This is a genomic window from Methanosarcina sp. Kolksee (assembly GCF_000969945.1).
Lineage (GTDB): Archaea > Halobacteriota > Methanosarcinia > Methanosarcinales > Methanosarcinaceae > Methanosarcina > Methanosarcina vacuolata.
On sequence record NZ_CP009524.1, the window covers coordinates 4,458,342 to 4,485,089 of the forward strand.

Sequence of the window (26,748 nt, forward strand, 5' to 3'; positions counted from 1 at the left end):
ATAATACCTTAAAAGCTTTCAAAAGAACTGAATATAGGCTGAAATGAGACTGAAAATAAGCTGAAAAGGGGCAAAATAAGCTAAAACGGGGCTGAAAAGGGCAAAATAAGCTGAAAAAGGAGCGAAATAAACGGAAAAGAAGCTGAAAAGAGATATAAAAAGAGGATTAAACGAAATTTAAAAACAAGCCTGAAAAATGAGAACGGAGATTCACATGGATTTCCGGGAAAACCGAAAATACATGTTTTTCAGGCTTGAAATCTTTCCCGACTAAATATTTTAAAAAAGGAGCAGTGAGAAAAATGCACCTTTTTCGGGTTTAGCCAGTACTTGATTTATCGTCTTATTTTTCAGGAATTTACATCATTCCTGGGGGCATTCCGCCCATTCCGCCCATTCCTGGAGGCATTCCACCTGGCATTCCGCCCATTTCTTCAGGGCTTGCTGCACGGGTAGAAGCTATGATATCGTCAATCCTGAGAATCATAACTGCAGACTCGGTAGCCGCATTGATAACCTGGGTCTTGACTCTGAGGGGTTCTACTACGAAGTTTTCCCACATGTCAACGACTTTGCCTTCGAAAACATCGAGTCCTGCGGTCTTTACACCTTTCTCGTGCTGAGAACGAAGCTCCATAAGCATGTCAATGGGGTCAAGCCCTGCATTTTCTGCAAGAGTCCTCGGAATAACTTCGAGAGCTTCGGCATAGGCTTTGACTGCAAGCTGTTCTCTGCCTTCAAGGGTTGCTGCGTATTCCTGGAGCCTCAGTGCAACCTCAACTTCAGGGGAACCGCCGCCTGCAACAAGCTTTCCGTCCTCGATTGCAACTCCAACCACACGAAGTGCATCCTCAAGAGCGCTGGTGATACTGTCAACTACATGCTCTGTGCCGCCGCGCAGCAGGATTGTTACAGCCTTCGGGTTGTCGCAGCCTGTGACAAAGGTCATGCTGTCGCCGCCAACCTTCTTCTCTTCGACGAGGCCTGCATATCCGAGGTCTTCGGGAGTAATTTCATCCATGTTAGTGATGAGTTTGCCGCCTGTTGCTCTTGCGAGCTTTTCCATGTCGCTCTTTTTAACTCTGCGGACAGCAAAGATACCTGCTTTTGCAAGGTAGTGCTGGGCAAGCTCTTCAATTCCTTTCTGGCAGAAGACAACGTTTGCTCCGCTGCCGATAACTTTCTGGACGATCTTCTTGAGCATCTGTTCTTCCTGGTCAAGGAAGGACTGGAGCTGGTCAGGAGAAGTTATGGAGATTTCCGCATCTACTTCGGTGTCCTTCAGTTCGATTGCGCTATTGAGAAGAATGATTTTTGCGTCCTTAATTTTTTCAGGCATGTTGGGGTGGATTCTTTCCTTATCAATGATCATGCCCCGGATAAGCTCGGAATCCTCTACTTTGCCGCCGACTTTCTTAACAACGTTGATATTGTCTCTGTCAACAGTATTCTTTCCATTTGTGTCCACAACGCTTGTTACAGCATCTACGGCAATCCCTGAGAGGAGCTTTTTGGAGGACTCTGCACCCTTTCCAGTCATTGCGGTTTCAGCAATGCTGACAAGCAGGTCACGGTTGGACATTTCTACTGTCATTGCAAGGGAGTTCAGGACTTCTACGGCTTTATCGGCTGCAAGCCTGTACCCTGATGCGATAATTGTCGGGTGGATTTCCTGCTCGATTAAGTCTTCTGCTTTCTTTAAGAGTTCACCTGCGACCACGGCTGCACTGGTAGTGCCGTCTCCGACTTCTTCATCCTGGGTCTTGGCTACTTCTACTACCATCTTTGCTGCAGGGTGTTCGATGTCCATTTCTTTGAGAATGGTTGCCCCGTCGTTTGTAATTACCACATCGCCCATGGAGTCAACGAGCATTTTATCCATGCCCTTGGGACCAAGGGTTGTTCTGACTGCTTCTGCTACTGCCTTTGCAGCCATGATATTGTTACTCTGGGCATCCCTGCCTCTGGTTCGCTTACTTCCTTCTTTTAAAATGAATATTGGCTGTCCTGCCATGATTTAATCCTCCATTAGTATGAGTTTGAAATAGCTCTACAATTAAAATCGCATTTTACATGTTTGTACTTCTATATAAACTCATCCCGCCGATAGTTCTGGATCCAACATTTCGCAGTATTTTTTTGAAAATAAATATTTTATCTTGATAGCGTTTTTGGACCATAGTAAAGTAATTTGGGCCTATAACGACATTTGGTGAGAAGTGAATTATGCCATTTTTATTTTCTAATATGATGGCAGAGCTCAAAAATGATAGCAGAGCTCAAAAACCTCTTCTTAGGGGTAATTTCCCGGAATATTGTGAAGAGCTCTATTATATGTCAATTGATTGTGATAATGAGTATGTCCCCTTCAAGAGAGGCAAAGATAGTTGGGAAGATCTCTATAATCTTGAGGGGGGTGTCTAAAACCAAATTTCAATCCTTCCGGCCTTTCTCGATTTATGAGTATTCTAAAAACCGAAAAAGCTATAAAAAACTGTAATTTTTCTCACCTCACTAAACAAAATAAAAAACGTTTCAGGGACTTAACTTATGATTTGAAATTAAAAATAAATTAATACTTTATTCTACAAAATATAGTGTATTACCTCTTTTTTTCAAAAAATACGTATAATTCCGATTTAAAACTCTGTTTACTTCAATTTAAAATCATAAAATTTATCTAGAAGTATTGTACTCCTTTTTTTGGTGAACACTTGTGAAATCTCTGTGTATCACATTGAACAAAAAGTCTAAATAGAAATTATTTTTGGAGGTATTAGGCATTTTTGATTTCATATTACCAGTCAAATGTACAGGTATAGATCCTGATCTTAATTGGTTTAATAAGAAAATTATCCAAAAAAAATGCGATATGGGGAATTTACACCTCTTTAAGAAGTTTCATTTAAGAAATTACTGTTATTTGGCTATATTTTTGTCATAAGGAGTTATTAATCTCTTTGTTAATGAAAAAAATGTATTAAAATGCTTAAATGAAAGTTAAGAACAAAAGCACTATAGTATGTATTTTGGAAAGTGTCGATAATGCAAAGAAACTACTGGCCAACTATAAAATGGAAAGCTGTAGACCCGGTAACCTTGAGAATGGATTCAGAAAAGCTTTCAGAGCTTGAACCCATGATAAAAGCCGAGTACAGCAATATAAATGGTATTGTTGTTGTGAGAAATGGATATATTGCTTATGAAAGATACTTTAATGGTTATGGCCCGGATGATACACACCATGTGGCATCTGTAACAAAAAGCATAATATCTGCTCTTATTGGTATTGCCATAGATGAAAGATATATTGAAAATGTAGACCAGAAGGTGCTGGGTTTTTTCCCCGAGTATGTTCCCGATTCTGCTGATTTACAAAAACGAGAAATCACCATACGCCATCTTCTCACTATGACGGCTCCCTATCCATTTGAGGATTGGCACGAACCGCTGGACAGGATGTGTATGCAACCTGACTGGGTAAAATATATTCTGGATATGCTGGGCCAAAAAGGAAGTATTGGAACTTTTAAGTATTCCACTGCAGGGGCGCACCTGCTTTCAACTATCATTACTCGTAGCACAGGAAAAAGTGCCCGTGAGTTTGCCAATGAACGCTTATTTAGACCCATTGGCATGAAAGAAATCCCGGATCATGAAATGAAAGCGTTTGGGTTTGATGATTTATTCGGGAAAAATGTGAAAGGATGGGTTAAAGACCCAAACGGTAACTCTACGGGAGGATGGGGGCTTACGCTGACTCCCCGTGATATGGCACGTTTCGGTTTTCTATATCTTAACCATGGAATCTGGGACAATAATCAGATTATTTCCGGGACATGGATTGACGAATCAACAGCTATGAACCTCAATAAATACGGTTATCTGTGGTGGTTACGCGAAGAAGACGGAGTTTCTGCATATTTAGCACTGGGAGACGGTGGTAATGTTATTTGTTGTATTCCAGAAAAAGACCTGATCATAGCAATTGCATCAGAATTCATTATTAATCCTCTTGACAGGTGGAAATTGATTAAAGAATGTATTATCCCGGCTGCAGTGAACTAAACTTATCACCACCCGGTCTGGAAAAGATATTTTACTGTAATTGATGTGTCGACCTGCCGAATATATAATTTATGCGCTTAAAAAAGTGGAAGTCAGATTACTAATTCCAGAATGAGATTCTTACGAGTTCCAGAATGAGATTCTTACGAGTTCCAGAATGGGTTTTTCTTCCTGATTTCTGGAAGACTATCAGGTATAGAGGCACATATAGTTTCAATCAAAGTTGCGCTGGCGCACCCCGCTGCAAGCAACGGGGTATGTTCGCGCCACCGCTCGAAATTCCGTCAAAGGAAATAGTAACCCTAAACGGTTTAGTTTGAGCAGAAGTTAACAACCGAAAAATGGAATTGATAATTATATAGTCATCAACGGTTACCGGGGAAGTTTCCATCCCCGCAGCAAGCTAGCGGGGTATTCGACTGAAATAATTCGTTATTTGCTCTTGGAAACCAGAGAATTCTTGAATTAACTTTTTACTCCCTCGTTTCCGGAAGTTTTGAGAGAATTCCTTCTATTTCAGATGCTTTTTCAAAAGAAAGCCCAAGAGGAATTTCAAAATCTGCATATCCACTGTGTTTTCTTGATCCCTTGCACCCGAAAGATAGACCCATACCTTCCCTGTATGCAAACACTGTACAGTCTCCGCAGATTGAAGCTGCACCCATTGTATCCATTACTGCCCTTTTTCCTTCCGAGTAGGCACTTGCCTGAACAATGCGCATAGCTTTTTCAGGTTTCAGGAAAAGAATCAGCACATCAAAACGACCTTTATTCAGAGATAAGGGCTCGATTCTCATAAAACAAAACTTTTTTTCCAATCTAGGGAGTGATAAAGCTGCATTTTCCGCAGCCTGCGAGTTTTTATATCTTCCGGAACTCAGGTAGTACGCTGCAGGGCTCTTTTCAGAAAATCCCAGCACATAATCTCCCGGAGAGCAACTCTGTCCTGAAATCAGGAACGCTTCTCCCATACGGGCTTTCTGCACAAGTTCGCAAAAAAGAAAATTGGATTTTTCAGGAAACTTTTCGTCTCCTGTACCAGCTACTATCTCTTCGCTTTTTCCCTCAATACTTTTTTCAGCTTCGCGCCTTTTTTCAGTTTCGTGCCCTACTTTACTCCCGACTTTGTACCCAATTTCGTGCTCTGTTTCGAAGGTTACACATACAGGCTCGCCGATTTCCATCAGCCGGCTGAGCTCCGGATATTTTGAAAAAGGGCTTTGGTCGGTGTGCATATAATTTGCTCCTGTTTTTTCTGGCCTTCCCGCTTTTCTGGCTTTCACACAAATTCAGCTTTTACAGATGTGAAAACCGGGCCTCTCATATCTATTTTTTTCTTTTTGCCTGTGATATAAAGCTGGGCAACAGAGCCTATTCTCAGGTTGACTTCCGATGGAACTTTTGCAATCCTTACTCTGACTATATGCTCGTTTGCTCCTGACAGGGCAGCCTCTTCAATTTCCCTGGCAGCCTGGGCTGCAAATGCTTCTATAAAACGAATTCCCGCCCTTGCAGAATGGTTTTCAAAAGCTTTCTGCCATTTCTTGGTATTTGGAATTCCCATAATATCTCCCTGATAGGCCACAACCTCATTAAAAGCTGCAGGTCCGCAAAGCTTTGTATTTTCTTCGGGCTCAATTACGGAAACTTTTACTTTCCTCCCGCAAATTTCTCCTTCCCAGGCAGGGAATTCACAGGGACTTGGTTCTTCCCCATGCAGTTCGCACTGGGAAACAATAGAATCTGCAATCGCAAGTCCTTCAGGAGTTTCGGGTACTTTATCTACGAAAACCTGTTTTGCAAGTTCACCATCTGACATTTCCCATTCAGTATACTGTGGAATCTGTGGGTAGGTAAGAGAGCGGATATCGGGTGCATCATGAAGAATCATTGCCAGCCTTTCCACTCCAAGACCGAGATTCATTACAGGATACGGAATATCATATTGAGCAAGCGCTGTTGGGGAATAAATTCCGAAAGTTGCAATCTCGATCCAGCCATCAGAATACTTTGAGTTAGAGCCCACAAGTTTTGGATGGAAAGCAAACACCTCGGTCTGCGTGTCAGGAATGTAGTATTTGCTGCGTTTCTCATCAGGCCTGAAAAGGAATTTTTCAAATCCAAACTGAGAAAGGAGTCCTTCTGAAACGGCTTTCCCATGGTCCACAGTCACATCTTCATCCATAATTACGCAGGAAGCCGAGTAGTAGGTCATGAGTCTTGAGGCATCTTCCTGTTGTTCTCGCCTGAAGCAGCGGTCTACGGAGAAAAAGTGGAAGGGAGGCTCTTGTCTTTCAAGAAGGGCACCGAGAGAAATAAACCAGCCGCTGGTCATGTGGCTGCGGAGTGTCTTTGTGCTTGCCTGGGGTACAAGTTCTTTAAATTCCGGAAAAACCCTGTCAATCATATCTGCAACAAGGGCGTCCGAAACTCCAAGCACCCCTGAAATCTCGGGCACAAGGTCGTCTCCTTCTATCTTTCCTTTCTTATACGAATGGAGAACCTGCCTTATCTTTTCTACTCCATCGTCGCCGATATCCCCAAGAATCTCTTTTACCTCTGCGGTGCGCTCATCGGAAATTCCAACGTTCGGCCTTGGCAGGCCTGCAAGATAAAAACAGCGATCCAGGACTGCAAGAGCTTCGCTTCCGAACTGTTTGTGTACCTCTTTATCGTCCACTATAAGAGGGTTCATCATCTCTTCAAAGCCCATTCTTAAATAGGCTTCTCTGAGTTTCTGGATTGTATCGTAAACAGGATGAGCTTTTCCATATTTCAAAGTGGTCCTGGGATAACGTTCGTTCAGGGTAGGTGTCCTGACAAGCTTTTTGCCCTCGTTCCAGGTAAGGTCAAAGTTTTCTTTAGCGTCCCTTTTTATTTTTTCCGGATCAAATTTCATGCATATCCTCTTGAATAGATTATTGGAATTCTATATTATTGGAATTCTATATTATTGGAATTCTATATTATTGGAATTCTAAGTCTGTTAAGTAATAATTAGAACCTGTCAAGTTCAATTGTAAATATTAAGTGTAATTATAAACTGTCAACTTTAATACTGAGACTGTTATGTATAATTCTAAATTGTCAATTTTACTTCTAAGTCTATCAATTTAAATTCTAACTCTATCAACTTTAATTTTAAATTGAGTAACTTGGGAATTCCAGATTCCAAAGTTTAAACAGTTAAACTGCCAGACGGCTAGTAATTGATAAAATAATCAGCGGTTTAATAGTTATCGGATGAGCTGTATAAGTGGAAGCTGTGTATTAGTGGAAGCTGTATATTAGTAAATTGCATTTTATGACCAACTTTGACTTTTGCAGTTCAAAAAATGCTGATTTGCTCATGTTAAGCATCTTTTATCTAAGCTATCTAAAGTTTGGATTCCAGATGTCGCATCGCGGTCTCAAGCTTTTTCTGGCCAATCGCGTTAACAACATCACCACGTGTTTTTTCTATTAAGGAGCGGGATACATCGGTTTTTCGCCTGAGTCCTCCGGTTATGGCATCAGGGTAGTCAAAGTCCATAAGCACTGCATGGATATTTTCCATGATGCCTAAAAACACTTCGGCTTTCTCAAAGGACTCTTTCCTTATAAGGTCCAGAACATGCCTCCTAAGCTCTCCTACAACATCCCCAAGCCCATTGAGGTAAGCTGCATATTCGACTCTTAAATCTTCAGGGGAGGGAAGTTTTTCTCCTTCTTCTTTCAGCAGGCTCCTGAGGACTGAAACCTCCGAATACTCCTGATGGGCATGTTCTACAAAGCCTGCATGATAAATATCAGCGTGCCCTTCGAAAAGAGCTTCAAGTTTCTCAAGCGCATGTCCCGCAGTTTTGATACTTTTATCTGCCTTTTCAAAGTTCTGGTCGTGTAGAGCAAATGATGCTGTCCTGCATTCCCTGACAACTTCCCGGGAAATCTTCAATCCCTCTTCCCTTATACTGTCTTTGGCATCAAAATTTTCTCTTATCCGGGCCGAGATTTCTTCAAGCAAGATTTTCATACCCCCTTTATGTTTCTTAGCCTTTTACACGATTAGTTTTTCCGCCTAAAAACTAATTTTCGACTTAAAACTAAAATAGTTATTATATGTTTTCTATAGGTTTTCCAGAATTCTAAAATCTCATATAAGAAATTCCCTTCAAATATCTTACGTCTGTATATAAATTATTTCCCTGTGTATGCTGAGTTCAGAATTCCTTAAATCTTCCCTTTATATAGCCTGAGTTAGATCTGAGTTTAGAATTCCTTAAATTTCTATTTTTATTCTATTATTTTCCCATTCTATATTTCTCAATTTTTTCTATTCGGCCCTCTTACATTCTTTTGTATTCAGCCCTCTTACGTTCTTTTGTATTCAGTCCTCTTACATTATTGAGTCAACTTATAATCCGATTTTAAGATCCAGAGTTCTAATCCAGTTTCCGGTAAAATATATAAAAAAGAAGGAAAAGGGCTTTTTCCTTGTCGATATCCTCTAACTTCCAGAAGGCAATTCCAAAATCAGCTTGAGGTAGCTAATAGAATAGTAAGGTTGTTACCTTTTAGTTCTTTTTTTAGAATTAGTTAGAGTTCGGGATTTTTTAGCAGGATCATCTCGAGAGATGTTTTTCTTGGAGCTTATCTGTTCCCAGCATGTGCCCCCATACAAATTCTGTTTTTATATTTTAAGAATCTATGTCTATATTATTCATCGATAGGTATTACTCATCTACAGAATTACTCATCTACAGGAATGGTCTCAAGCTGACTTGAGAGGTTCCATATCAAAGTTCTTGTGTGCAGAGGAAGGTTAGGATCGTTGCTTATATCTTCTAGAATGGAAATGCTTGATGCCGCTCTAAGAAAGAGAGGTTCGGATTCGTTGTTCAGTATGTCCATAATTTCATTCACGGAACGCCTGATATTTCTAGGAACTGAAGAGTCACTGGTTATACTTTCTAGGACTTGAAGACATTGTTTTATAACTTCTGCTGAATCATTTGATGACACTCGAATCACCTTCGCAGTCAATTATGATATAAAAACTAGAGCTAATATAGCTAATATAGTATAGATTAGTCTAAGATAGGCTTGTTATATAAAATATTATCGGTGATTTTAAAGGTTGATTTCCTTATAGTCTACCCATTGTGATTCTGTACTTGTTTCCGATTTCTACTTTACACAGGATGAATTAGCTTCATTCAATACAGTGAGTTACAGGAAAAATTTTATAAAATAAGTGAGAAGCAAATGCATAAGAAGCCGTGAACAGAGGAAGGTCAGATCTATGGATTCTGAAAAAGATAAAAAAGTAAAGCGAATAGCCCGTTTCCTTGAACTAGGGGGCACAATGCTTGCTGAACATTGTAAAGTCTGCGGGGCCCCAAAATTCCGTTATCAGGGTAGAGTAATCTGTCCTATATGTGATGTCCAGGAAGAGAAGGAAGCTCCGGAACCAGCTGCAGAAGTCCAGGCTCCGGAACCCACGCCGTCTACAGAAAAAGACAAATCTTCTTTTGATAGTAAGAAGAGAGTCCAGGCACACAGGCAAAAATCAAGGTTCGGAATGAGAGCCTCTGAAACTGCCGAAGAAGAAGAAAAAGCCCTTGAGCCGATAGAAGAGGAAACTCCTGTATTACCTCCTGAAAAAGAAGCAGCAGGAAGGAAAGCACCTGCAGCTCCTAGAGCTTCTACAATCTCTAGAGCTTCCACAATTCCTCGAAGTCCTGCAGTTTCTTCCCCGAGAGGTCCTGAAGCTCCTGTAATCCATGCCGCGCCCTCAGAAAAAGCAGAAAAACCCGCGACAGTATCAAAGGTAGCCGGAGTCCATAGAGACCAAAAAGTACTGGAAGACCTTCTCTTTAGAAAGATGGTCAATGTTGCAGAATCCCTTCAGGATGAAACAGACCCGCGCAGGATTGCAGAAGATTTAGAACTAATTGGAAAAGGGCTTGGGCTTATAGAGCGCTTGAGGCAGTTATAAAGGTAAGAGGAAAAAGAAAAGAAGAGAAGAAAGAGAAAAAAGAAGTCAAAAGGTAACGAAAAGAGAGGAAAAAAGAAAACGATGATGAAATAAGGGAAACAAAGTAAAAAGATAACGAAAATAAGGGAAACAAAGTAAAAAGATAAAGAACAGAAGAGAACGAGGAAGGGTAGAAGAGGAGAAGTCTAGAGAAATTTGATTTTTTCGTACTTTTTTCGTTTCTTTTTCGTTTCTTTTTCGTTTCTTTTTCGTTTCTTTTTCGTTTCTTTTTTCGTTTCTTTTTTCGTTTCTTTTTCCGTCACTTATCCTTTATAGGGAGCCTCAATGAGTTCTCTAATTTTTGTTGCTCTTTTTGGCCCTATTAATTTTACATTCTTTAGTTCTTTAGCATCAGCTTTCATAATAGCCTCTACTGAGCCGAAGTGCAAAAGAAGGTTTCTTGCAGCTTTTGGCCCGATGTCTGCGATCGCGGATACCAGGTATTCCTGCTGCTCAATAAGGGTACTTGCTGACTTTTTCCCGTGAGGGTTGACCTCTCTTTTATTTTCCATCTGCTCACGCTTTGCAAGCATTTTTAAAATTGCAGCAGTTTCTTCTTCATCTCTTGAATATAGCAGCGACACTCCAAAATCAATAGCAATGGATATCAAGGAGCCGTAAATAGCATTAGGGTTTATTTGCCTTGAAGTGAAAAGTTCTGTTCCTTCAATAATAAGAACAGGCTTTTGATATACTCTTGTAAGGTTTGATAACTGCACAAAAAGATTACGTTTTCCATCAACAAGAGAGTTTACAAAGTCATCCGTGCGCTTTCTCTCCACGGCAAGGCGGTCACTTACAACGTAATCACCAATTTCAAGCGTGGTAAAAATAACTTCTACTCCAAGCTTATCAAGAACATTTGCAACCCCACTTTTTGCTTCCCTGAAGTCCACTACCATTTTCAGGGATTCGGGATTGATTTCTATTTTGGATGCTTCTGCAGTAGTTTCGGGTGCGGATTCAGGTTTCTTTCCAGAAAGAGTTTCAAAATAGACAAAGGTTTTTTGTCTTTCTTTTACGTTTTCTTCTCTGCTTTTTTCGTCTCTGCTCTTTCCTTCTCTACTATTTTCTTCTCTGCTATTTTCTTCTCCGCTATTTTCTTCTTTCCCGACCCCACGGTTATCTTCGTTAATTTCTTCATTCGCCCTGTTGCAGTCTGAGCCTGCAGCCATATCTCTGCTGTCTACAGTTAACTCCCCGCTGTCTACAGTTAAATCTCTAATATCTGAAGACCTGCCTCCGATGCCTGCAAAACTACTGCTATCTACAGCCGCATCCTTGTTATCTGGAAAAACGTTGCCATCTACAGCTTTGCCCCTGCTATTTACAAAACCACTGAGATTTACAGCCAGATCACTGCTTTCCTGCATTGGGCCTTTATTTCCCTGCATTACATCTGCATTTTTCAACCTATTTCCTGTTTTAGTCTCACTTTCAGCTTCATTTTGTGCATAGTCCGGAATAAAAGCTTCGGACTCAAAGTCTGATAGTTTCGAACCTTGCTTTGAGTTTTTGGGGACCAGAAGAGCTTCAAGCCCGTGCATGCTGTTTAGCATCTTTTTTTCCTTGCTCTTACTGCTCCAGTAATAGGCTTCGTCGCGTGTACCCTTTGTCACAAGTATAATGACCCTACCTTTATGCTGCCTGCCTGTCCTGCCTTTACGCTGGATGCTCCGAATTTCCGAGGGAATGGGCTCGTAGAATAATACCAGGTCTGTGGAAGGGATATCAAGACCTTCTTCAGCAACTGAGGTAGCTACAAGTACGTTGTATTCTCCTGCTCTAAACTTATCGAGAACTTCCACCTGTTGTTTTTGCGTAAGCCCTTTGTCTTTAAGGCGCGAGGCCTGCCCTACAAAACGGATAGGGGCAATTCCTGGAACTTCTGATAGGGCATTTACTACTATCTCTGCTGTGTCCCTGTAATTCGTAAAAACAATTACCCTGGAATCAGGGCTTTCTTTTAGCTGTTCGGATACGAGTTTCCGGGCAAGCTCTAGTTTAGGATGTTCGACCTCGCATTCCTTTGCTCTATAAAGAGCTTTTCTCATATAGAGATCGTCCATCAGTCTTTTTGAAGCCTTGCTTGCACTGCTTGAAGAGGCTTCAGCATCAAGTTTCTCCAGGTATTTCCTGAAAGGCTCAAGTCCCTGAGTCTCAATCATTTCCACAGCATGGTTCACCTTCACCATTTCAGCAAGCACCGACATCGCAGTAAAAACAGCAGGATCTCCTCCTACCCGAATTTCACCCTGTAATTTCTTCTGGAAAAGCAAAAGATCTTTTTTGGAGACGTACTTCCCACTACCTGGTGAAAACCCCAGGCCTCTTATTGTTACGAGCCTATCATCAAAGATTTTTTCCAGATAACTCCGGATTTCGGCCATTTCGGGGGGAAGCTGGACCTGAAGCCATTCTATTTCTTTTTCCTGAACATAAGGGCGGACATCTTTATCTTTCTCAGTCTTCACCGAGACATTCTCAATGTGTAAAGCCTGACATACTTCAGAGATTTTCTCGTCCGAACTGCCAGGACTTGCAGTAATTCCGAGCACATGAGGGTTTCTTGCGCTCTCGAAGTATTTTTCCGCAATAAAAGTGTAAGCATAATTTCCTACTGCCCTATGGGCTTCATCAAAGGTGATGTGGGTTACATCTTCAAGGCTGATTCTTTTTGTTAGGAGATCGTTTTCAATCACCTGAGGGGTGGATACTATCAATTTCCCCTGAGCCCAGAGTTTTTCACGCTCTGCAGGTGCAATACTGCCAGTAAAAGTGAGAACTTCGTCTTCGGGAAGCGCCATTACTTTTTTGAAAAAAGCTGCATGTTGCTCAACAAGCGGTTTTGTTGGAGAAAGAATCAGGGCTTTTCCCCCGAACCGCTGAAGTCTGGAAACAATTACAAAAAGAGCTATAACGGTTTTTCCAAGCCCTGTAGGAAGAACAACAAGACTTGATCCTTCAAGGGCTTTTCCTGCAAGATTTAACTGATAAAGCCTCTGCTCAACGGTATCGGATTTTATCAGCGGGTGCTTCATAAACCCCGGTTTCTCAGAAAAAAGACTCTCGTTCATTTTACTTCAGGATCATTTATTTCAGATATATCAATTTCAAATTTTTCAAATTAATTTACTCATATTTCAGGCAATTGTAATAAACATAAACAACTAAAAAATTTGCTGCAGGCTTTTTAGCCCACAGCTCAGGAACTTACAGTTTTTAATATTTAGAAATTAAAAGGCTTGCCTGCGGATTCGAAAGTTTTGCCTCTGTAAATAAGTTCGTAGAGCGCATTTTCGATCCCCTGGATTGGAGCCCGGATCTGGCGCATGGAATCTCTGTCCCTTATAGTTACAGTCCCGTCTTTAAGGGTATCGTAGTCTACAGTAACGCAGTAAGGCGTCCCAATTTCGTCATTTCTCCTGTAGCGGCGCCCGATGGTTCCGGAATCATCGTAATTGACAAGCAGGGTCTTTTCCCTGAGTTTTACAATGATATCCTTTGCAGGGTCTGCAAGCTCTTTACGGGTCAGGAGTGGGAGGACTGCAACCTGTACCGGGGCAACTGCACTTGAAAAGTGCATGACAAGCCTTGCTTCCTCTTCTCCTTCAGCTTCACCTTCTCCCTTTCCAGCTTCGGATTCATTTTCAGCTTCTTCCGAGCCTTTAAGCCCTGATTCGGCAACCTTCTGAGCCACGTTTTCTTCGTCATAAGCGTGCTCCATGATGCCATAGAAGATTCTGTCGATTCCATAGGAAGGTTCGATTACGTGAGGGATGACGTTTTCTCCGCTGACTTTAACGGTTTCTTCTGCAAAGTCCACTGCATCCGAACTGACTGTCAACTCTTCCCCGTCCACGGTAACTTTGATCTCATCCTTTGAGAGCTCTTCTTCGGAAAGCTGTTTTAAGGCATCTGCAACTGCTTTTGCCTTGCCCTTAAAGAGAGGCCCGAGCTTGCCCATGTTCGGCTTTACAACAAACCGAGTTACCATCTTCGGCTCGTCGTATTCGATATACACGTAAAGTTCGGTCTTGCTAACCCTTGCATGGGCCTTGAGGTCATAGTCCGTCCTGTCAGCAATTCCCACAATCTCGACCCAGCCGAACCTGTCGGTCTCGATCTCAGCATCCCAGCAGTCGATTGCGTAATGCGCCATTTCGTCTTTCAGGTGCTGCCTGAACCTGAGTTTTGCAGGGTTAATTCCAACCTTTGTCAGGAATTCGTTGGTAAGTGCAATGTTGTAGCCCAGGACTTCGTGTGCAATGACTCCGGCCTTCACAGCTTCCCGGACAGTCATCCTGAAGGGTTCGCCTTTTTCCTGTGCTTTCTGGGAATAGAGTACAAGTTCTCTGTCTGCAAAACGCTCGAAATTGGGGTGTTTCTTGTTGCGCGGGTCAACGAAAATCTCGCACTCGGCCTGTGTGAATTCCCTGAGCCGGATTACACCTTGCCTGGGTGCGATTTCATTTCTGTAGGATTTCCCGATCTGTACTGCTCCAAAAGGCAGCTTGTCTCTGTAGAAGCGGGACAGCCTCTGGAAATCGACAAACATACCCTGGGCTGTCTCCGGCCTTAGGTACCCCTGCCTTCCAGTGCCGGGTCCAATTGTAGTTTTGAACATCAGGTTAAATTCGTAAGCGTCGCCGAATTCTCCACCGCACTCCGGGCATCGGATATCGTTTTCCTTTATAACCCTGGTGAGTTCTTCTGCACTCAGGGTTCCTGCGGCTTCCATTACGTTTTGTACAAGGTGATCGGCCCGGAATGCTTCTTTACAGTTCATGCACTCGCACAGAGGGTCCGAAAAACCTCCAACGTGCCCGGATGCAATGAAGACGTCCTCAATCCCGATTGTCGGGCATTCGATTTCCATAAACCCTTCCTGGATAACGTAAAACTCTCTCCAGGTCTGCTCGATTCGCCTCTTCAGTGTGCTCCCAAGAGGCCCATAATCATAAAATCCGCGGCTTCCGCCATACAGCTCAAAAGAGTTCCACAAGAACCCCCGGCGTTTAGCCAGCTCGAATACCTTCTCGTATGTGTCCATTTTAAAAATCCTCGTGAAATTGATTAGGGGATATCAGATAATTGTAATTTTGATCTATAGGAAATACTAGATGGATAAAGGTATCATTATATTAAATTTGCACTGCTCTGGGGTAAGTTGGGTATTATAGATGATCATAGGTACAGATCAAGAAATCAATAACACTGCAAAAAGTCGAGATAAAAAATTTTCCATAATTTTTGAAATTTCAATATGAGTAGAGAGCGTCGCAAAAGTCAAAACAATTCTACAATTGGATAATTGGAACGTTGACTTTAAATATGGTTGTAAGATTTCGCATGAAATTTAGGCAAACACCAACCTTATTAGACATTAATTTATCCCATTTATAGAATCAACTGGACTTTTACGACGCTCTCGAGTAATTTCACAAAATTTAATATATAAAATATCAAAAGATGTGTTAAATGAAATGCCAAAAATTGTTTTTCTGGACTTTGTTATCATTTTTCGTGTTCACTTCCATGCCAGTAGTCTGTCTGGCAGATGAATATAGAGAAATCCAGGCCAGTGAAATTTTAAATCAAATTGAAAAAGGAGAAGATGTAAACCTTACAAATTGCCGCATAATTGGAGAACTCAATTTAAATGAAATTAAGCTTGAAAATATTCCTAATCCAAAGTATAATGAATCATTGAAATCTGGATACTACTACAGTGAAGGGTATTTGGAATCTCACGGAGTAAATATAAAGATTATTAAAAGCAACATCGTAATCCGTAACTCAATTTTTGAAAATAATCTAGATTTCTCAAACTGTCTATTTACTAAATCCTTCTCCTTTGCTAAAGTAAATTGCTCTTCGACAGCTAATTTCAGAAATACTACCTTTGGTGATTCTGCTGTTTTTTTTGGAATGTACTTTTGGTAGTTTTGCAGATTTCTCTTTTACTACTTTTGGCGATTCTGCCAATTTTTGGGATTCTATTTTTGGCAATTATGCCTCTTTTAGGGGATGTACTTTTGGCGATTTTGCCTATTTTTCAGGAGCTGCTTTTGGCGATTCTGCCTCTTTTAGGGGATGTACTTTTGGCGATTCTACCTCTTTTTCGGGATGTACTTTTGACGATTCTGCCTCTTTTCAGCATTCTATTTTTGGCGATTCTGCCAATTTTATGAAATCTACCTTTGGTGATTATACCGACTTTACGGACTCTACTTTTGGCGATTCTGCCGCTTTCGTTTTTGCTACTTTCGGCGATTCTGCCTCTTTTCGGTATTCTACTTTTGGCGATTCTGCTTCTTTTTCGTATTCTGCTTTTGAAGATTCTGCCTCTTTTAAGGAAGTTAGTTTTAGCAATACTTCCGACTTTCAATGGGCAAATTTTGATGACGCTGTCGATTTCTCAGGCACTCTATTTAATGAAGTTACATTAAATGGTACTGATTTCAAAGAAATGCGGGTTAGTTGGAATTCGCTTGAGAACTCACTTGTTTTTGATGGGCCAACCTATGTAAAGTTAATACAAAACTTCCGAAGCCTTGAACAGTTCGAAGATGCAGACGCTGCCTACTACCAATATAGAAAACACTGCCAAGCAGAAAAATTATGGACTCCTTTTTCTAAAGAAGGTTCAAAATGGTGCGATATACTAATGTGGTTTACCTGTGGATATGGTGTAAAACCATTTCGTGCGTTTTACTTAGGTGGTTTAATCGTTTTGTTATTCTCTTTTATTTATCTAGGTTCTCCTACTATTTCATGGTATAATAGAGAAAATGCAGAAAGTGCTCAAAAACCAGTGATTAAAACTCTATTAAGCTTGATTCCTAAAATTAATTGGCCAAATCCTGGTATTTCTAGATTATCGGACAATAATTATTCGAACCAAAAAGTAACCTTCTGGGATAGCTTTTATTTCAGTATGGTAACTTTTACTACAGTTGGATACGGTGATTGGTATCCTAAAGATAACTTCAGAAAATGGGTTATGTTTGAAGGGTTTTTGGGTTGGGTGACTCTAGGTTTATTCTTAGTAACTTTAACGAATGTGATGATGAGACCATAATTTCAGGGGTTCAGTTACTTATAAGGAAACGAACAGCAAAGAATCGTTAATGCAAAACTTAACCCTCAAACTCAAACTCTCAACAAAATGCCTCATTTCTCTCCAAGAAATACTCTCCGAGCCCTACTCCCCAATAATCCGCGATGCCACCTTATTCAGATTCAAGCGCAGCGTCGAAATTTTCTGGAGACTCGTAAAAGACTATCTCTTTGTCCATGAAGGATTTGTCTATGAGTCACCAAAGTCCTGCATGAAAATGGCTTTTCAGGTCGGGCTAATGGATGAGGAAGAAACGGTTCAGGCACTTAAGATGATCGACGAGAAAGAAGAGATTAGGCACGTTGCTGAGCACGTTAACTTTGAGGAAGTTGCAGAAGAAATCTACTGGCAGGTCGGAGAGTGCTGGAAACTAATGGACGAGGTTTGCAGGCGGATCGTTACTAAAGTTGAATCGGATTTTCGGGGTCAATCGGCAGAAAAATAAAAACAAAGTTGTAATAACCGGCTGAAATTCGATTTTTGATTCTGAAAGCGGCGCTCCAATCTTCTTCTTTCGCCTAATTGGGTTTTTTCGCTCTATCCCGTTTTGCAGGGCACAGGAAATTAACTTAGGAACATTTTTTATTGCCTTATCTTCTCAACCTTTAGCTTATATAATCTACTTTGAATTTATGTTTCGATTCTTTTCATCATCAATGCTCGGATTTTATCACATGCCCATCGACTAAAATGTTAATCAGGGCATCTGACTATTATTTGCGTGCTCATATAAAATTCTCTCATACAGGGTCAACAACTTTTAATATCACAAACTTCTAAAGCTAGAGTCGGTGGGGTAAATAATGCATTTTCGATATGAAGATGCCTCTTTGAGATCACGTCGGATAGTGTATACTATGCAGGGTACTTTCGAACATAAAGTGCCTGTTTGAGATCTCGTTGGATTTTTAGAGTACATACTCAGAGCACTTTCTAACAGGAAATGCTTTGAGACAATATCAGATAGAATACATTATGAGTGGGGTTTAACAAAATGCTATCAAAGAGTTTAAAAGAAATCGTAAGATCCGTAAAGGAAAAAAGAATTTTACATTCGGAAAAACTTATAGAGACGACTCACTGGCTCCATAATCTGGAGTTTCTGGTCGTACGAGTGATGATGTTTGCTATAGGTGTTCACCACCTCTATGTGTACACCATAAAAACTGTGTTCGGAGTTTGATATTTCAACTCAGCTGCACAGGTAGACTAATTCCTTTCGGATAAGAAAAACTGCCTGCCACCAGAAAAACGGTTACCGGGTCAATATTGGGGAGAACCCGGTGAGGAGATGGCAGTGATTAGCTAAAATTAGGAAGAAGATTGCCATTCGGAGGAAGATTGCAAGTGCCTAACACGATCGGGATTCATGCAACTCGACAAAGAAATCGCAAACCTGAAGCCCCAGATCGCAAAAGTGTAGCACTTTTCAGGTTTGGGCTATTAGGCTTTGATTGTTAGTTGCATAAGACTTCCTGAAAGAAGGAGGATTGGTACTAATCATCTAAATCTTCTAGCTACATTAAACACCTGATGACTTACTTAGTGTCATTATTTGATACCTCACCGGTTTCAAATGTCATCGGGTTAAAGAATTGCTCTCAGATCACAGAACTGTTGTCAGATCACAGAATTGCTGTCAGGTCATAAAGAACCCTTTAAAATATCGCCTCTGGAATAATAACACTGCCTCTGAACCAATAATAATTTGGTTTGAAGAGTAACGAAGACTAACAATTCCCTCTCCAGAACAGACTTTAAAGGGAAACTCTTCTCATTCAAAAAACGGGGTTTGGCAAATACCAGAGTGCAGCCCCTAAATTAACTTTTTTGTGGTATTTTCTTTATTTTGCCACAATATTTTTTCCTAAAATTATCCTTGAGATATCCTTGAGATATTATCCTTTCAAGTCATGCACTTTCAAGTCATGCGTTTTTTCCATTAATTTTAAATTATCCGGCAACTTATGAGAAAACTCATGGCTCCAAAAATTCTTGTTACCAATGATGATGGCGTATACTCCACAGGTTTGAAAGCTGCTTTTGACAGCGTTTCGGACCTCGGTGAAGTTACAATTTCGGCTCCTGCTGTCCAGCAGAGCGGAGTCGGGCGTTCGATTTCTATCTTTGAGCCTCTAAGGATCACGAAAACAAATTCAGGAGGAATGCCTGCCTACTCTGTGGGAGGAACCCCTACGGACGCTGTAATTCTGGGTATCTTCACGATCCTTAAGGAAATGCCTGACCTGGTGCTTTCCGGCTTTAACATCGGGGAGAATATAAGCACGGATACAATCACCACCTCAGGGACAATAGGAGGAGCCCTTGAAGCTGCAAGTTACGGCGTGCCTGCAATTGCTGCTTCCATGCAGGTGCTTGATGAAGGACAGAAATTCGATGATCCCAGGAACTACCATAGAGAGCGTTTCGAGGCTGGAATTAAGGTGGTAAACAGAGTGGCTCGAAACGTCCTGAAGTATGGCATGCCGAAAAATGTGGATCTTCTGAACATAAATATCCCCTATCACGCTGAAGAAGATACTCCTATAGAGATAACCCGCCTTGCAAGAAAAATCTTTAAAACGGGTGTCGAAGAAAGGCGTGACCCAAGAGGCAGACCCTATTACTGGATTGCAGGCGACCTTATCCGGGAGGAAGAAGAAGGGACTGATGTGCACGCTATCATGCAGAAGGGATACGTTTCAATAACTCCGATTTCCCTGGATTCAACTGCCAGGATAGAGTTCTCAGAAATCGAAAAATATCTCTAAATATCTCCAGACAACTCTGGATTTCAAATTATTCCGATTTGGAAAACTATCTGGAACCTTAAACGGCTGAGAGTTCCAAAAGTTAATCTGAATTACAAAACGGCAGAAGAAAAGAAATGTAATGATTCAAAATTTACCTGAAACGAAAAACGAAAAGAGGAAATTTACCCAAAACGAAAAACGAAAAGAGGAAATTTACCCAAAACGAAAAACGAAAAGAAGAAATTTACCTAAAACGAAAAACGAAAAGAGGAAATTTTGGTTTTTGAGAGATTTTAACTCTCTTTTGTCCAAAAAAGCCCTTTTTATTCGTTCAGTTCATCTCTTTCGATATGAATGGAAATTTCCTTCCATTCGCTATCTATATTATGCAACGTTTCTACCATTGCTTTAATAACGTTTAATACAATTTTCTGGACAAAGTCATTCATCGGGATTTTTGCCCCATCTACTAAAAGTTCAATCTTCACTTTTTTCCTCCTTATTGTTATATTCATCTCTGGATCTACTTTTTTCTCTTTAAGCCTTTTCTCCCTGTTCAGGAATACTGACAGGCATGCAATATGGTTTCCTTCGGCTTACTGCAAGCTTAAGCAGCTTTTCGATCTCATCAGGGCTTTTTGCCTCCCTGACATCCACAAGGTTGTCATTTACCAGCAAACAGGGCTTGAACTTCCCATCTGCTGTGACTCTCAGCCTGCTGCAGTAGGCGCAAAACTCCGAATTGTCCATGGGACGAACGAATTCAACCTCTACCCCATCGATAATGTACTTTCTTCGGTGGTGCAGGTGTCGTATCCTGATTTCACTTGCTTTCTCAGCCAGCTTCTTTTCAAGAGCTTTCGAGTCAATCATGTACTTTGAAAGCCTGGGGTCAACATCCATAAGCTCGATTAGTTGCAGGATAACCATTCCATTATAAGGCCGGACAAACTCCATCATAGAATTAATCTCATCATCGTTTATGCCTTTAAGGAGTACCATATTCAGCTTCACAGGAGTCAGCCCAGCTTCAACTGCACTGTTAATACCTCTGATAACTTTCGTAAGTGAGCCAGGGGGCGCTCCGGTAATTCTTTCGTATTTTTCAGGAACGAGAGAATCCAGGCTTACATTTACCCTGTCCAGGCCCGCAGCTTTAAGGGCTCTTGCTCGTTTTTCAAGCAGAATGCCGTTAGTGGTCGCAGAAACTTCTTTTAACGGAGGAAGGCAGGTAAGGATTTCTTCGAAATCCTTTCGAAAAAGCGGTTCTCCTCCTGAGAATTTTATTTTAGTGACCCCGAATTTTGCAGCTTCTTTAACAATTCCACAGATTAATTCCGGTTTCATTTCGTGTCCTACCGGGCCGCAGGTACAGCAATCTGCACCTTCATTATGGCAGTACATACACGAAAGGTTACACCTATCAGTTATTGATATCCTGAGTCCTGTAACCTTCCGTCCGTAAGGGTCTTCAAGAGTTCTTTTTGAATTTTCTTCTGCAACTTCAGGAGCTTTTTCTGGATTTTTCTGCTTCATGGCTGGTTAAAATCCCCTATTAAATATTTAGCATGAAAATGCTGCCATCTGCAAGCACTTTCATTAGTTGTGAATGTTATTCAAAGAATATCATGTTCGTTTAGCATGCAATTCTTTATTAACTGACAATCTGAGCCTGAATATTTTCCCTTGTTTGCGGGACAAAAATTTCATTTTGGGAACGATCCTGGGAACAATCTATGAAATGATCTATAAATGGGTCAGTCCATAGTAATCCTGCTTTCAAATAAATTGGCATTTCTGAGAAAAGGCCCGGAATGTCTTACTGGTTTAATTGAATAAAGATACTAATATTGACTGAATAAGTATACTGATATGAACAGGATGCTTAAGGTAATATGAATTGAACATATAATGATATAAGTATATGATTACTAGAGTCCTAAACTAATTATTTAATTTTACCTATATAAATGAATACTATAATTATCTAATGAGCTTAAAACCTTAAAATAGGAGCCTCTTTTATCAATATTTTTTTGAATTGAACTGAACTTTCGCTACACTGCCGTTCTTTCCTCAGAGTAGATATAACCTTTACTTAAAATTTATGTGCACGGATGCAAATATCAGGACTTTCGGATTTTCCAAAAAAGAATCAGTCAGAGTGGAATCAGTCAGAGTGGAATCAGTCAGAGTGGAATCAGTCAGAGTGGAATCAGTCAGAGTGGAATCAGTCAGAGTGGAATCAGTCAGAGTGGAATCAGTCAGAGTGGAATCAGTCAGCGTGAATTGACATTCCTTGCATAGATTTTTTGAGTCTTTCTTTTTTACTCATTGGCATGAAAGTGTTTTCAAGTACTTTCATTTCTTTGTGCATGTATTCAAAGAATATCATGTTCGTTTTTCCTGAAAACAACCACAAAGCGCTTAAAACAGCTGCATAATAAATGCAGGTCGTCCAGTGTTATATGGTTGATATTGACATGGTTAAGTATTCATTATGACAAATACTTGCGTTTTTGTGCAAGAAACGCACGTCAGCTCCAGTTGCACTGAGGATCGGAACAAAAGGGCCTGAAAAATACGTTACGAGCACTTTGGAAATAATATCAACCAAATAATCTCCATTGAATTTGAAGAGGACACCACCGTTTACCCAGTTTAAATATTTTCTCTATATTCCAGCTCCATCCCTATTCACTTTCAACTTTAGTAGAGCCAGTTTACTCAGTTGAAATATCCTCATCAGGAGAAGAGAGCTCACTGAGTTCTTCGATTTCTTCTTCTCCAAGCACTCTTGAAAGATTTAGTAGAATAAGAGGCCTGTTCCCTACTTTACCAACGCCTACCAGGTATTCCGTATTGATTTTTGATTTGATCATCTCAGGGGGCGGTTGAATTGAAGAAGGTGGCAGGTTAATGACCCCCTTTACGGAATTTACAAGCATTCCAAGGACCGTATCTTTAACCTCCACTATGATAATTCTAGACAGGCTGTCAGTCTCTTTTGATCTGAAGTCAAACCGCTTGTTAAGGTCTATCACCACGAGAATCTTTCCCCGCAGGTTAATGAGCCCTTTTACGCATTCTGGAGCCTGAGGGATGCGGGTGATCCTCGGAACTGGAATAACTTCGGAGACCTGCATAATATCTACTCCAAACTCTTCACCTGAAAGTTCAAAGGTCACTAAACGAAGATTTTCTTCCAAAAATCCTGAACCTTCATCTGATGTTTCTTCAAACATTTGAATTCCTCAAATTAACTCCAAAATTTTAACTTGACATGTTTTCTGATCCTTCTTTTAAGTCACCAAATTTGAACTTCTCCGTAGCTGTTTTCATTCTTTCCCCAAGCAAAGAAAGATCGCTAGCCATGTTAGCAAGCTCTGACATTGAAGCGCTCTGCTCTTCGAGAGCTGCAGCAGTTTCCTGGGTTCCTGCGGCGGACTGTTCCGAAATTGAGGAAATATCCTCCAGAGTGGAAGTGATTTCTTCAATAGATGCAGACTGTTCTTCTGTAGCAGCTGCAACATCTTCTACCATATTTGTAATTTCATTGATTGTAGTTACAATCCCTGCAACCATTTCAACTGCGTTGTTAACAGACAGGGAACCGGCCTGTACATCTTTTTTACTGGCCTCTATACTTTCCACGGTTTCACTGATACTGTTTCTTATTTCATCGATTAAGCTGGAAATGTCATTAGCAGCACGACCGGATTCGTCGGCAAGTTTTCGGACCTCATCGGCTACAACAGAGAAACCCCGGCCGTGCTCGCCAGCGCGTGCAGCCTCAATTGCAGCGTTCAACGCAAGCATATTTGTTTGATCGGCAATCCTGGTAATAAGAGTTACAATTTCATTGATTTGTTGAGACTTGGAGTCAAGCTCCGTTATCACTTCCTTAGTTTCATCAACAGAGAAGCGAATACGGTCCATTTTTACCAGGATTTCTCTTGAGGCGTTTCCGATGTTATTGACAGAGTTATTGACAAGATTCGTATTTTTAGAAACTTTCTGGGTATTCTCCGCAATTTCCTGGATATTGTGTGTCATGTCCTGCATTGCATGAGTTATATCCACTATTTTTGTACTCTGCACTTCAGCCCCGTTTGAGATTTCAGTTGCAGTGTCAGAAATTTTCCTTGAAGCTGAAGCCACTTCCTCAGAAGAAGCAGACATTTCTTCTGAAAGTGTAGAAAGGTGAACCGAACTTTCCTGAATTCCTTTTATTAGGCTCCGAAGATTTTCAACCATTGATTTAAAAGCTTGTGATAGTTGAGAGATTTCGCTTCTCGAATTTCCTTTAATCTCAACACTAAGGTCTCCCTTAGAAATTTTCTCGGCCGCTTCGAGCAGTTCGTATATGGGTTTTCTGTAGAGGTCCAAAATCACAAAAACAAGTAAAGCACCGATAAGTATTGAAAGAAGAGTAACGAAAAATATTTTATTTATAGAATTTACGATCAGAGTGTTGAGCTTCTCTTTCTGGTCGGCACTGGCGGCTTCAGCATCCCCTTTAATCTGTGAAGCTATGGTTGCCATATTTTTCACATCAATCGCCTGTTTCTGTTTAAGAATCGTCAGGCGATCAAAGTCATTACGGCTTTCTTTGACGTTGGCAATTATTGTGTTTCCAAGCTCAAGGTTTTCAGGTTTTACCATCTGCTGATTTAAACTCTTGGTAACTTCAGTTATATTCTCCATAAGCTGATAGAAGTTTTCCGCATACTGATCTTCGGAAGTAATTATATAATTCTGGTACTGGTTTCGAGCGTCCATTGCAAGTATGCTGATTTTCTGAGCTTCCTGAGCATTGGATAATTTTTGCTGGAGAACTTCGCCTGAAGAACCGTTTTCTACATATTGTTGATATTGAAACATCTGGTCTTGATAAAGTTCATCTGCTTTCTGTAAAATAAGCTCTCCATTTGAGTCAATATCGGTTCTCAGAGCTATCTCTTCATCGTTTGCTTTAACATAGCTATCAAAATTTTCCCTGAATTCACTAGAATTTTTAAGGATAGAATCCATTCGGTCCTGGTTTACAGGATCAAGGTAGCCGAGATATATTTCTTTGGATATAGATGCTTGTGTGGGTATAAGATCAAGGTGTTTGTAAGTGTCTTCCTTATAAACAGGATCACCATAAATAACATAATTTTCCTGAGCTTCCAGGGCTTCCTGCATATTATTTGTGATAAAGGTCATGTTTTGAATGGCCCGGCTTTTCTTTTCAACATCGTTCATACCATGATAGCCTGTGTACCCAACAAAGAAAATCAAAATCAGAAGAAGAGCAAAGCCTATGACTAGATGCCCTATTTTTGTGTTTTTATACATTTTTCTCACCCTTGCCTTCAGCTTCTCCACTTCTATACATTTTCTATACCTCTTCTATACCTCTTCTATCTTCATGGGCTGTTAAAATATCAGTAGTATCCGCAAGGAAAGGTAAATGGGGGAATGTTTCTATGAAGACTGCCTGATCTTCCCAAAAAATTATTCAATACAGACTATTTAAGAGTTGATAAATTTTTTGATATATTAAAAAAGAGAACATGATAGAAAATTATTTTCTGTGATTTTAACCCAGTTTCACTCAATATCTCTTTAGATGTCTACCAAGTCTGATCTTTAGGCAACCGTCTTTTTGTTTTTGCATATATATTGAAACTGTCTTTTTATTTTTGCATATATATTGAAACTGTCTTTTTAATTTCACATATATGTTATAGGACTTACGCACCCGAGCAACATAATGAATTACGGCAAAGACTGTGGATTAAAGTCACATTTTAGACATTTAACGGTTGGATGCTATTGATTTTTCGGTTCAACTGCGTAAATCTGAGGTTCAACTGCGTAAATCCTATATTATATCTTCAAGAGTCCGCTATTGTAAGAAAATATTCGACCTGTGAGCCAAAGTCGCCAAAGTTTATGGGTTTGGCAAGAACAGCATAACATCCAGCCTTAAGGAACTTTTCTTTACATTCAGGATCAGAGTAACCTGTGACTGCAACTACCTTTATACCCCGAGTTTCAGGGTTGAGTTTTATTTTTTGAAGCAATTCAAGACCGTGCATTTTCGGAAGTTCCATATCAAGCAATATCAGGTCAATTTTTGCTTTATTGAGAATTTCAAGAGCTTCAAAACCATTTTTCGCCTTTTTTGGCTCATGTCCAAAGGACTTAAGTAAGTCTGCTTCAACAGTCAGATTAAGTAAGTTATCTTCAACAATCAGGATTTCAGGCACTCAAATCTCCTCCTAAGGGGGGTTGCTTGAAGATTTTGTAAGCTGAACTTTTTGTAAATAAGATTCATAAACGAGATTTTTTTTGTAAACAAGATATTATAAATGAAATTTTGTCAAATAAATGCTAAGTAATGGATTTTCTAACGCATTGAGTTTTCTAATGCATTGAGTTTTCTAATGCATTGAGTTTTCTAACGCATTGAGTTTTCTAGTGTCGCGTCAATTTTCAAGGATTCACTGATTCCGAATAATTGTAATTGATTTTATGCGACATTTTGCAGTTGATTCGACACTAGTGAATAATGAATTTTTTAAGTAAGGTCTGAAACAAGAAAATGTAAAATGAAAATCTTTCCTTGTATCTTTACATGTATACCTTAGTCTTCCCTAAAACCAGGGCCATAAAGTTATGGAGATATTATTCTATCTTCAACAAGTATACCTTAGGCCTATAAATTTTCCCGAGGTTAGTTTCAATTTACAATAATATATGAAGTTTAAGAAAATATAAATTTATTTGTTAGATTT

General features: G+C 40.3%; 21 protein-coding genes. 8 read left to right on the plus strand and 13 right to left on the minus strand.

The features are described 5' to 3' along the window. Positions 1–358 precede the first annotated feature (358 nt). The gene (thsB, locus tag MSKOL_RS18420; protein ID WP_048123398.1) at positions 359–2,014 is read right to left on the minus strand and encodes a thermosome subunit beta; all 1,656 of its coding nucleotides are present in this window, start codon (positions 2,012–2,014) and stop codon (positions 359–361) included. Positions 2,015–2,226: 212 nt separating this feature from the next. Here thsB and MSKOL_RS18425 point away from each other — a divergent pair, with 212 nt between their 5' ends. Together MSKOL_RS18425 and MSKOL_RS18430 are read left to right on the plus strand one after the other, a co-directional pair. Beyond that, the gene (locus tag MSKOL_RS18425) at positions 2,227–2,424 is read left to right on the plus strand and encodes a hypothetical protein (RefSeq protein ID WP_048158034.1); all 198 of its coding nucleotides are present in this window, start codon (positions 2,227–2,229) and stop codon (positions 2,422–2,424) included. Positions 2,425–3,045: 621 nt separating this feature from the next. After that, entirely contained in the window at positions 3,046–4,068 is a 1,023-nt protein-coding gene (locus MSKOL_RS18430; RefSeq protein ID WP_048158035.1) for a serine hydrolase, read from the plus strand. Positions 4,069–4,541: 473 nt separating this feature from the next. On the opposite strand, the gene MSKOL_RS18435 is transcribed toward MSKOL_RS18430, so the two are convergent. From MSKOL_RS18435 to MSKOL_RS18450, 4 genes are all read right to left on the minus strand, one after another. Beyond that, positions 4,542–5,303: a DUF169 domain-containing protein gene (locus MSKOL_RS18435; RefSeq protein ID WP_048158470.1), complete on the minus strand. Its 762-nt coding sequence runs from the start codon at positions 5,301–5,303 to the stop codon at positions 4,542–4,544. Positions 5,304–5,347: 44 nt separating this feature from the next. Continuing rightward, on the minus strand, positions 5,348–6,967 hold the full coding sequence (sepS, locus tag MSKOL_RS18440) for an O-phosphoserine--tRNA ligase (protein ID WP_048158036.1): 1,620 nt from the start codon (positions 6,965–6,967) through the stop codon (positions 5,348–5,350). Positions 6,968–7,444: 477 nt separating this feature from the next. Continuing rightward, positions 7,445–8,080 carry a haloacid dehalogenase gene (locus MSKOL_RS18445; protein ID WP_229396490.1) on the minus strand — a complete coding sequence of 212 codons (636 nt, stop codon included), beginning with the start codon at positions 8,078–8,080 and terminating at the stop codon, positions 7,445–7,447. A gap of 716 nt (positions 8,081–8,796) precedes the next feature. Next, positions 8,797–9,078 (minus strand): UPF0147 family protein, encoded by a 282-nt coding sequence (locus MSKOL_RS18450; RefSeq protein ID WP_229396491.1) that lies wholly within the window; start codon positions 9,076–9,078, stop codon positions 8,797–8,799. Positions 9,079–9,349: 271 nt separating this feature from the next. Between MSKOL_RS18450 and MSKOL_RS18455 the strand changes: the two genes are divergently transcribed. Beyond that, positions 9,350–10,045: an Sjogren's syndrome/scleroderma autoantigen 1 family protein gene (locus MSKOL_RS18455; RefSeq protein WP_048158037.1), complete on the plus strand. Its 696-nt coding sequence runs from the start codon at positions 9,350–9,352 to the stop codon at positions 10,043–10,045. A 302-nt stretch (positions 10,046–10,347) separates the two neighbouring features. Here the strand turns inward: MSKOL_RS18455 and MSKOL_RS18460 are convergent, their stop codons facing one another. Together MSKOL_RS18460 and glyS are read right to left on the minus strand one after the other, a co-directional pair. Beyond that, positions 10,348–13,161: a DEAD/DEAH box helicase gene (locus MSKOL_RS18460; RefSeq protein WP_048158038.1), complete on the minus strand. Its 2,814-nt coding sequence runs from the start codon at positions 13,159–13,161 to the stop codon at positions 10,348–10,350. 152 nt (positions 13,162–13,313) lie between these two features. Further along, positions 13,314–15,137 carry a glycine--tRNA ligase gene (gene glyS, locus MSKOL_RS18465; protein WP_048158039.1) on the minus strand — a complete coding sequence of 608 codons (1,824 nt, stop codon included), beginning with the start codon at positions 15,135–15,137 and terminating at the stop codon, positions 13,314–13,316. A gap of 428 nt (positions 15,138–15,565) precedes the next feature. Between glyS and MSKOL_RS18470 the strand changes: the two genes are divergently transcribed. The 5 genes from MSKOL_RS18470 (at position 15,566) to surE (ending at position 19,978) form a co-directional block, all read left to right on the plus strand. Next, the gene (locus MSKOL_RS18470; RefSeq protein WP_231592318.1) at positions 15,566–16,030 is read left to right on the plus strand and encodes a pentapeptide repeat-containing protein; all 465 of its coding nucleotides are present in this window, start codon (positions 15,566–15,568) and stop codon (positions 16,028–16,030) included. Then, positions 15,993–17,168: a pentapeptide repeat-containing protein gene (locus tag MSKOL_RS18480; RefSeq protein ID WP_231592680.1), complete on the plus strand. Its 1,176-nt coding sequence runs from the start codon at positions 15,993–15,995 to the stop codon at positions 17,166–17,168. Before MSKOL_RS18470 ends, MSKOL_RS18480 begins: the two co-directional genes overlap by 38 nt. Positions 17,169–17,217: 49 nt before the next feature. Further along, on the plus strand, positions 17,218–17,652 hold the full coding sequence (locus MSKOL_RS18485; protein WP_048158043.1) for a nucleotidyltransferase substrate binding protein: 435 nt from the start codon (positions 17,218–17,220) through the stop codon (positions 17,650–17,652). 549 nt (positions 17,653–18,201) lie between these two features. Next, entirely contained in the window at positions 18,202–18,390 is a 189-nt protein-coding gene (locus tag MSKOL_RS18490; protein WP_048123415.1) for a hypothetical protein, read from the plus strand. 784 nt (positions 18,391–19,174) lie between these two features. Further along, a complete protein-coding gene (surE, locus tag MSKOL_RS18495; protein ID WP_048158044.1) occupies positions 19,175–19,978 on the plus strand; it encodes a 5'/3'-nucleotidase SurE in 804 nt (267 codons plus the stop codon). Positions 19,979–20,283: 305 nt separating this feature from the next. Here surE and MSKOL_RS20825 read toward each other — a convergent pair whose 3' ends face one another. From MSKOL_RS20825 to MSKOL_RS18525, 6 genes are all read right to left on the minus strand, one after another. Beyond that, entirely contained in the window at positions 20,284–20,448 is a 165-nt protein-coding gene (locus tag MSKOL_RS20825; protein WP_197078794.1) for a hypothetical protein, read from the minus strand. A gap of 49 nt (positions 20,449–20,497) precedes the next feature. After that, entirely contained in the window at positions 20,498–21,496 is a 999-nt protein-coding gene (gene moaA / locus MSKOL_RS18505; RefSeq protein ID WP_048158046.1) for a GTP 3',8-cyclase MoaA, read from the minus strand. 558 nt (positions 21,497–22,054) lie between these two features. Next, entirely contained in the window at positions 22,055–22,243 is a 189-nt protein-coding gene (locus MSKOL_RS21710) for a pentapeptide repeat-containing protein (RefSeq protein WP_156151170.1), read from the minus strand. A 440-nt stretch (positions 22,244–22,683) separates the two neighbouring features. Continuing rightward, complete coding sequence (locus MSKOL_RS18515) at positions 22,684–23,205, minus strand: chemotaxis protein CheW (protein WP_048158048.1); 522 nt, start codon at positions 23,203–23,205, stop codon at positions 22,684–22,686. A gap of 28 nt (positions 23,206–23,233) precedes the next feature. Beyond that, a complete protein-coding gene (locus tag MSKOL_RS18520; protein ID WP_048158472.1) occupies positions 23,234–25,303 on the minus strand; it encodes a methyl-accepting chemotaxis protein in 2,070 nt (689 codons plus the stop codon). A gap of 542 nt (positions 25,304–25,845) precedes the next feature. Continuing rightward, positions 25,846–26,220, minus strand: coding sequence for a response regulator (locus tag MSKOL_RS18525; protein WP_048123420.1), 375 nt, complete (start codon positions 26,218–26,220; stop codon positions 25,846–25,848). Positions 26,221–26,748 lie beyond the last annotated feature (528 nt).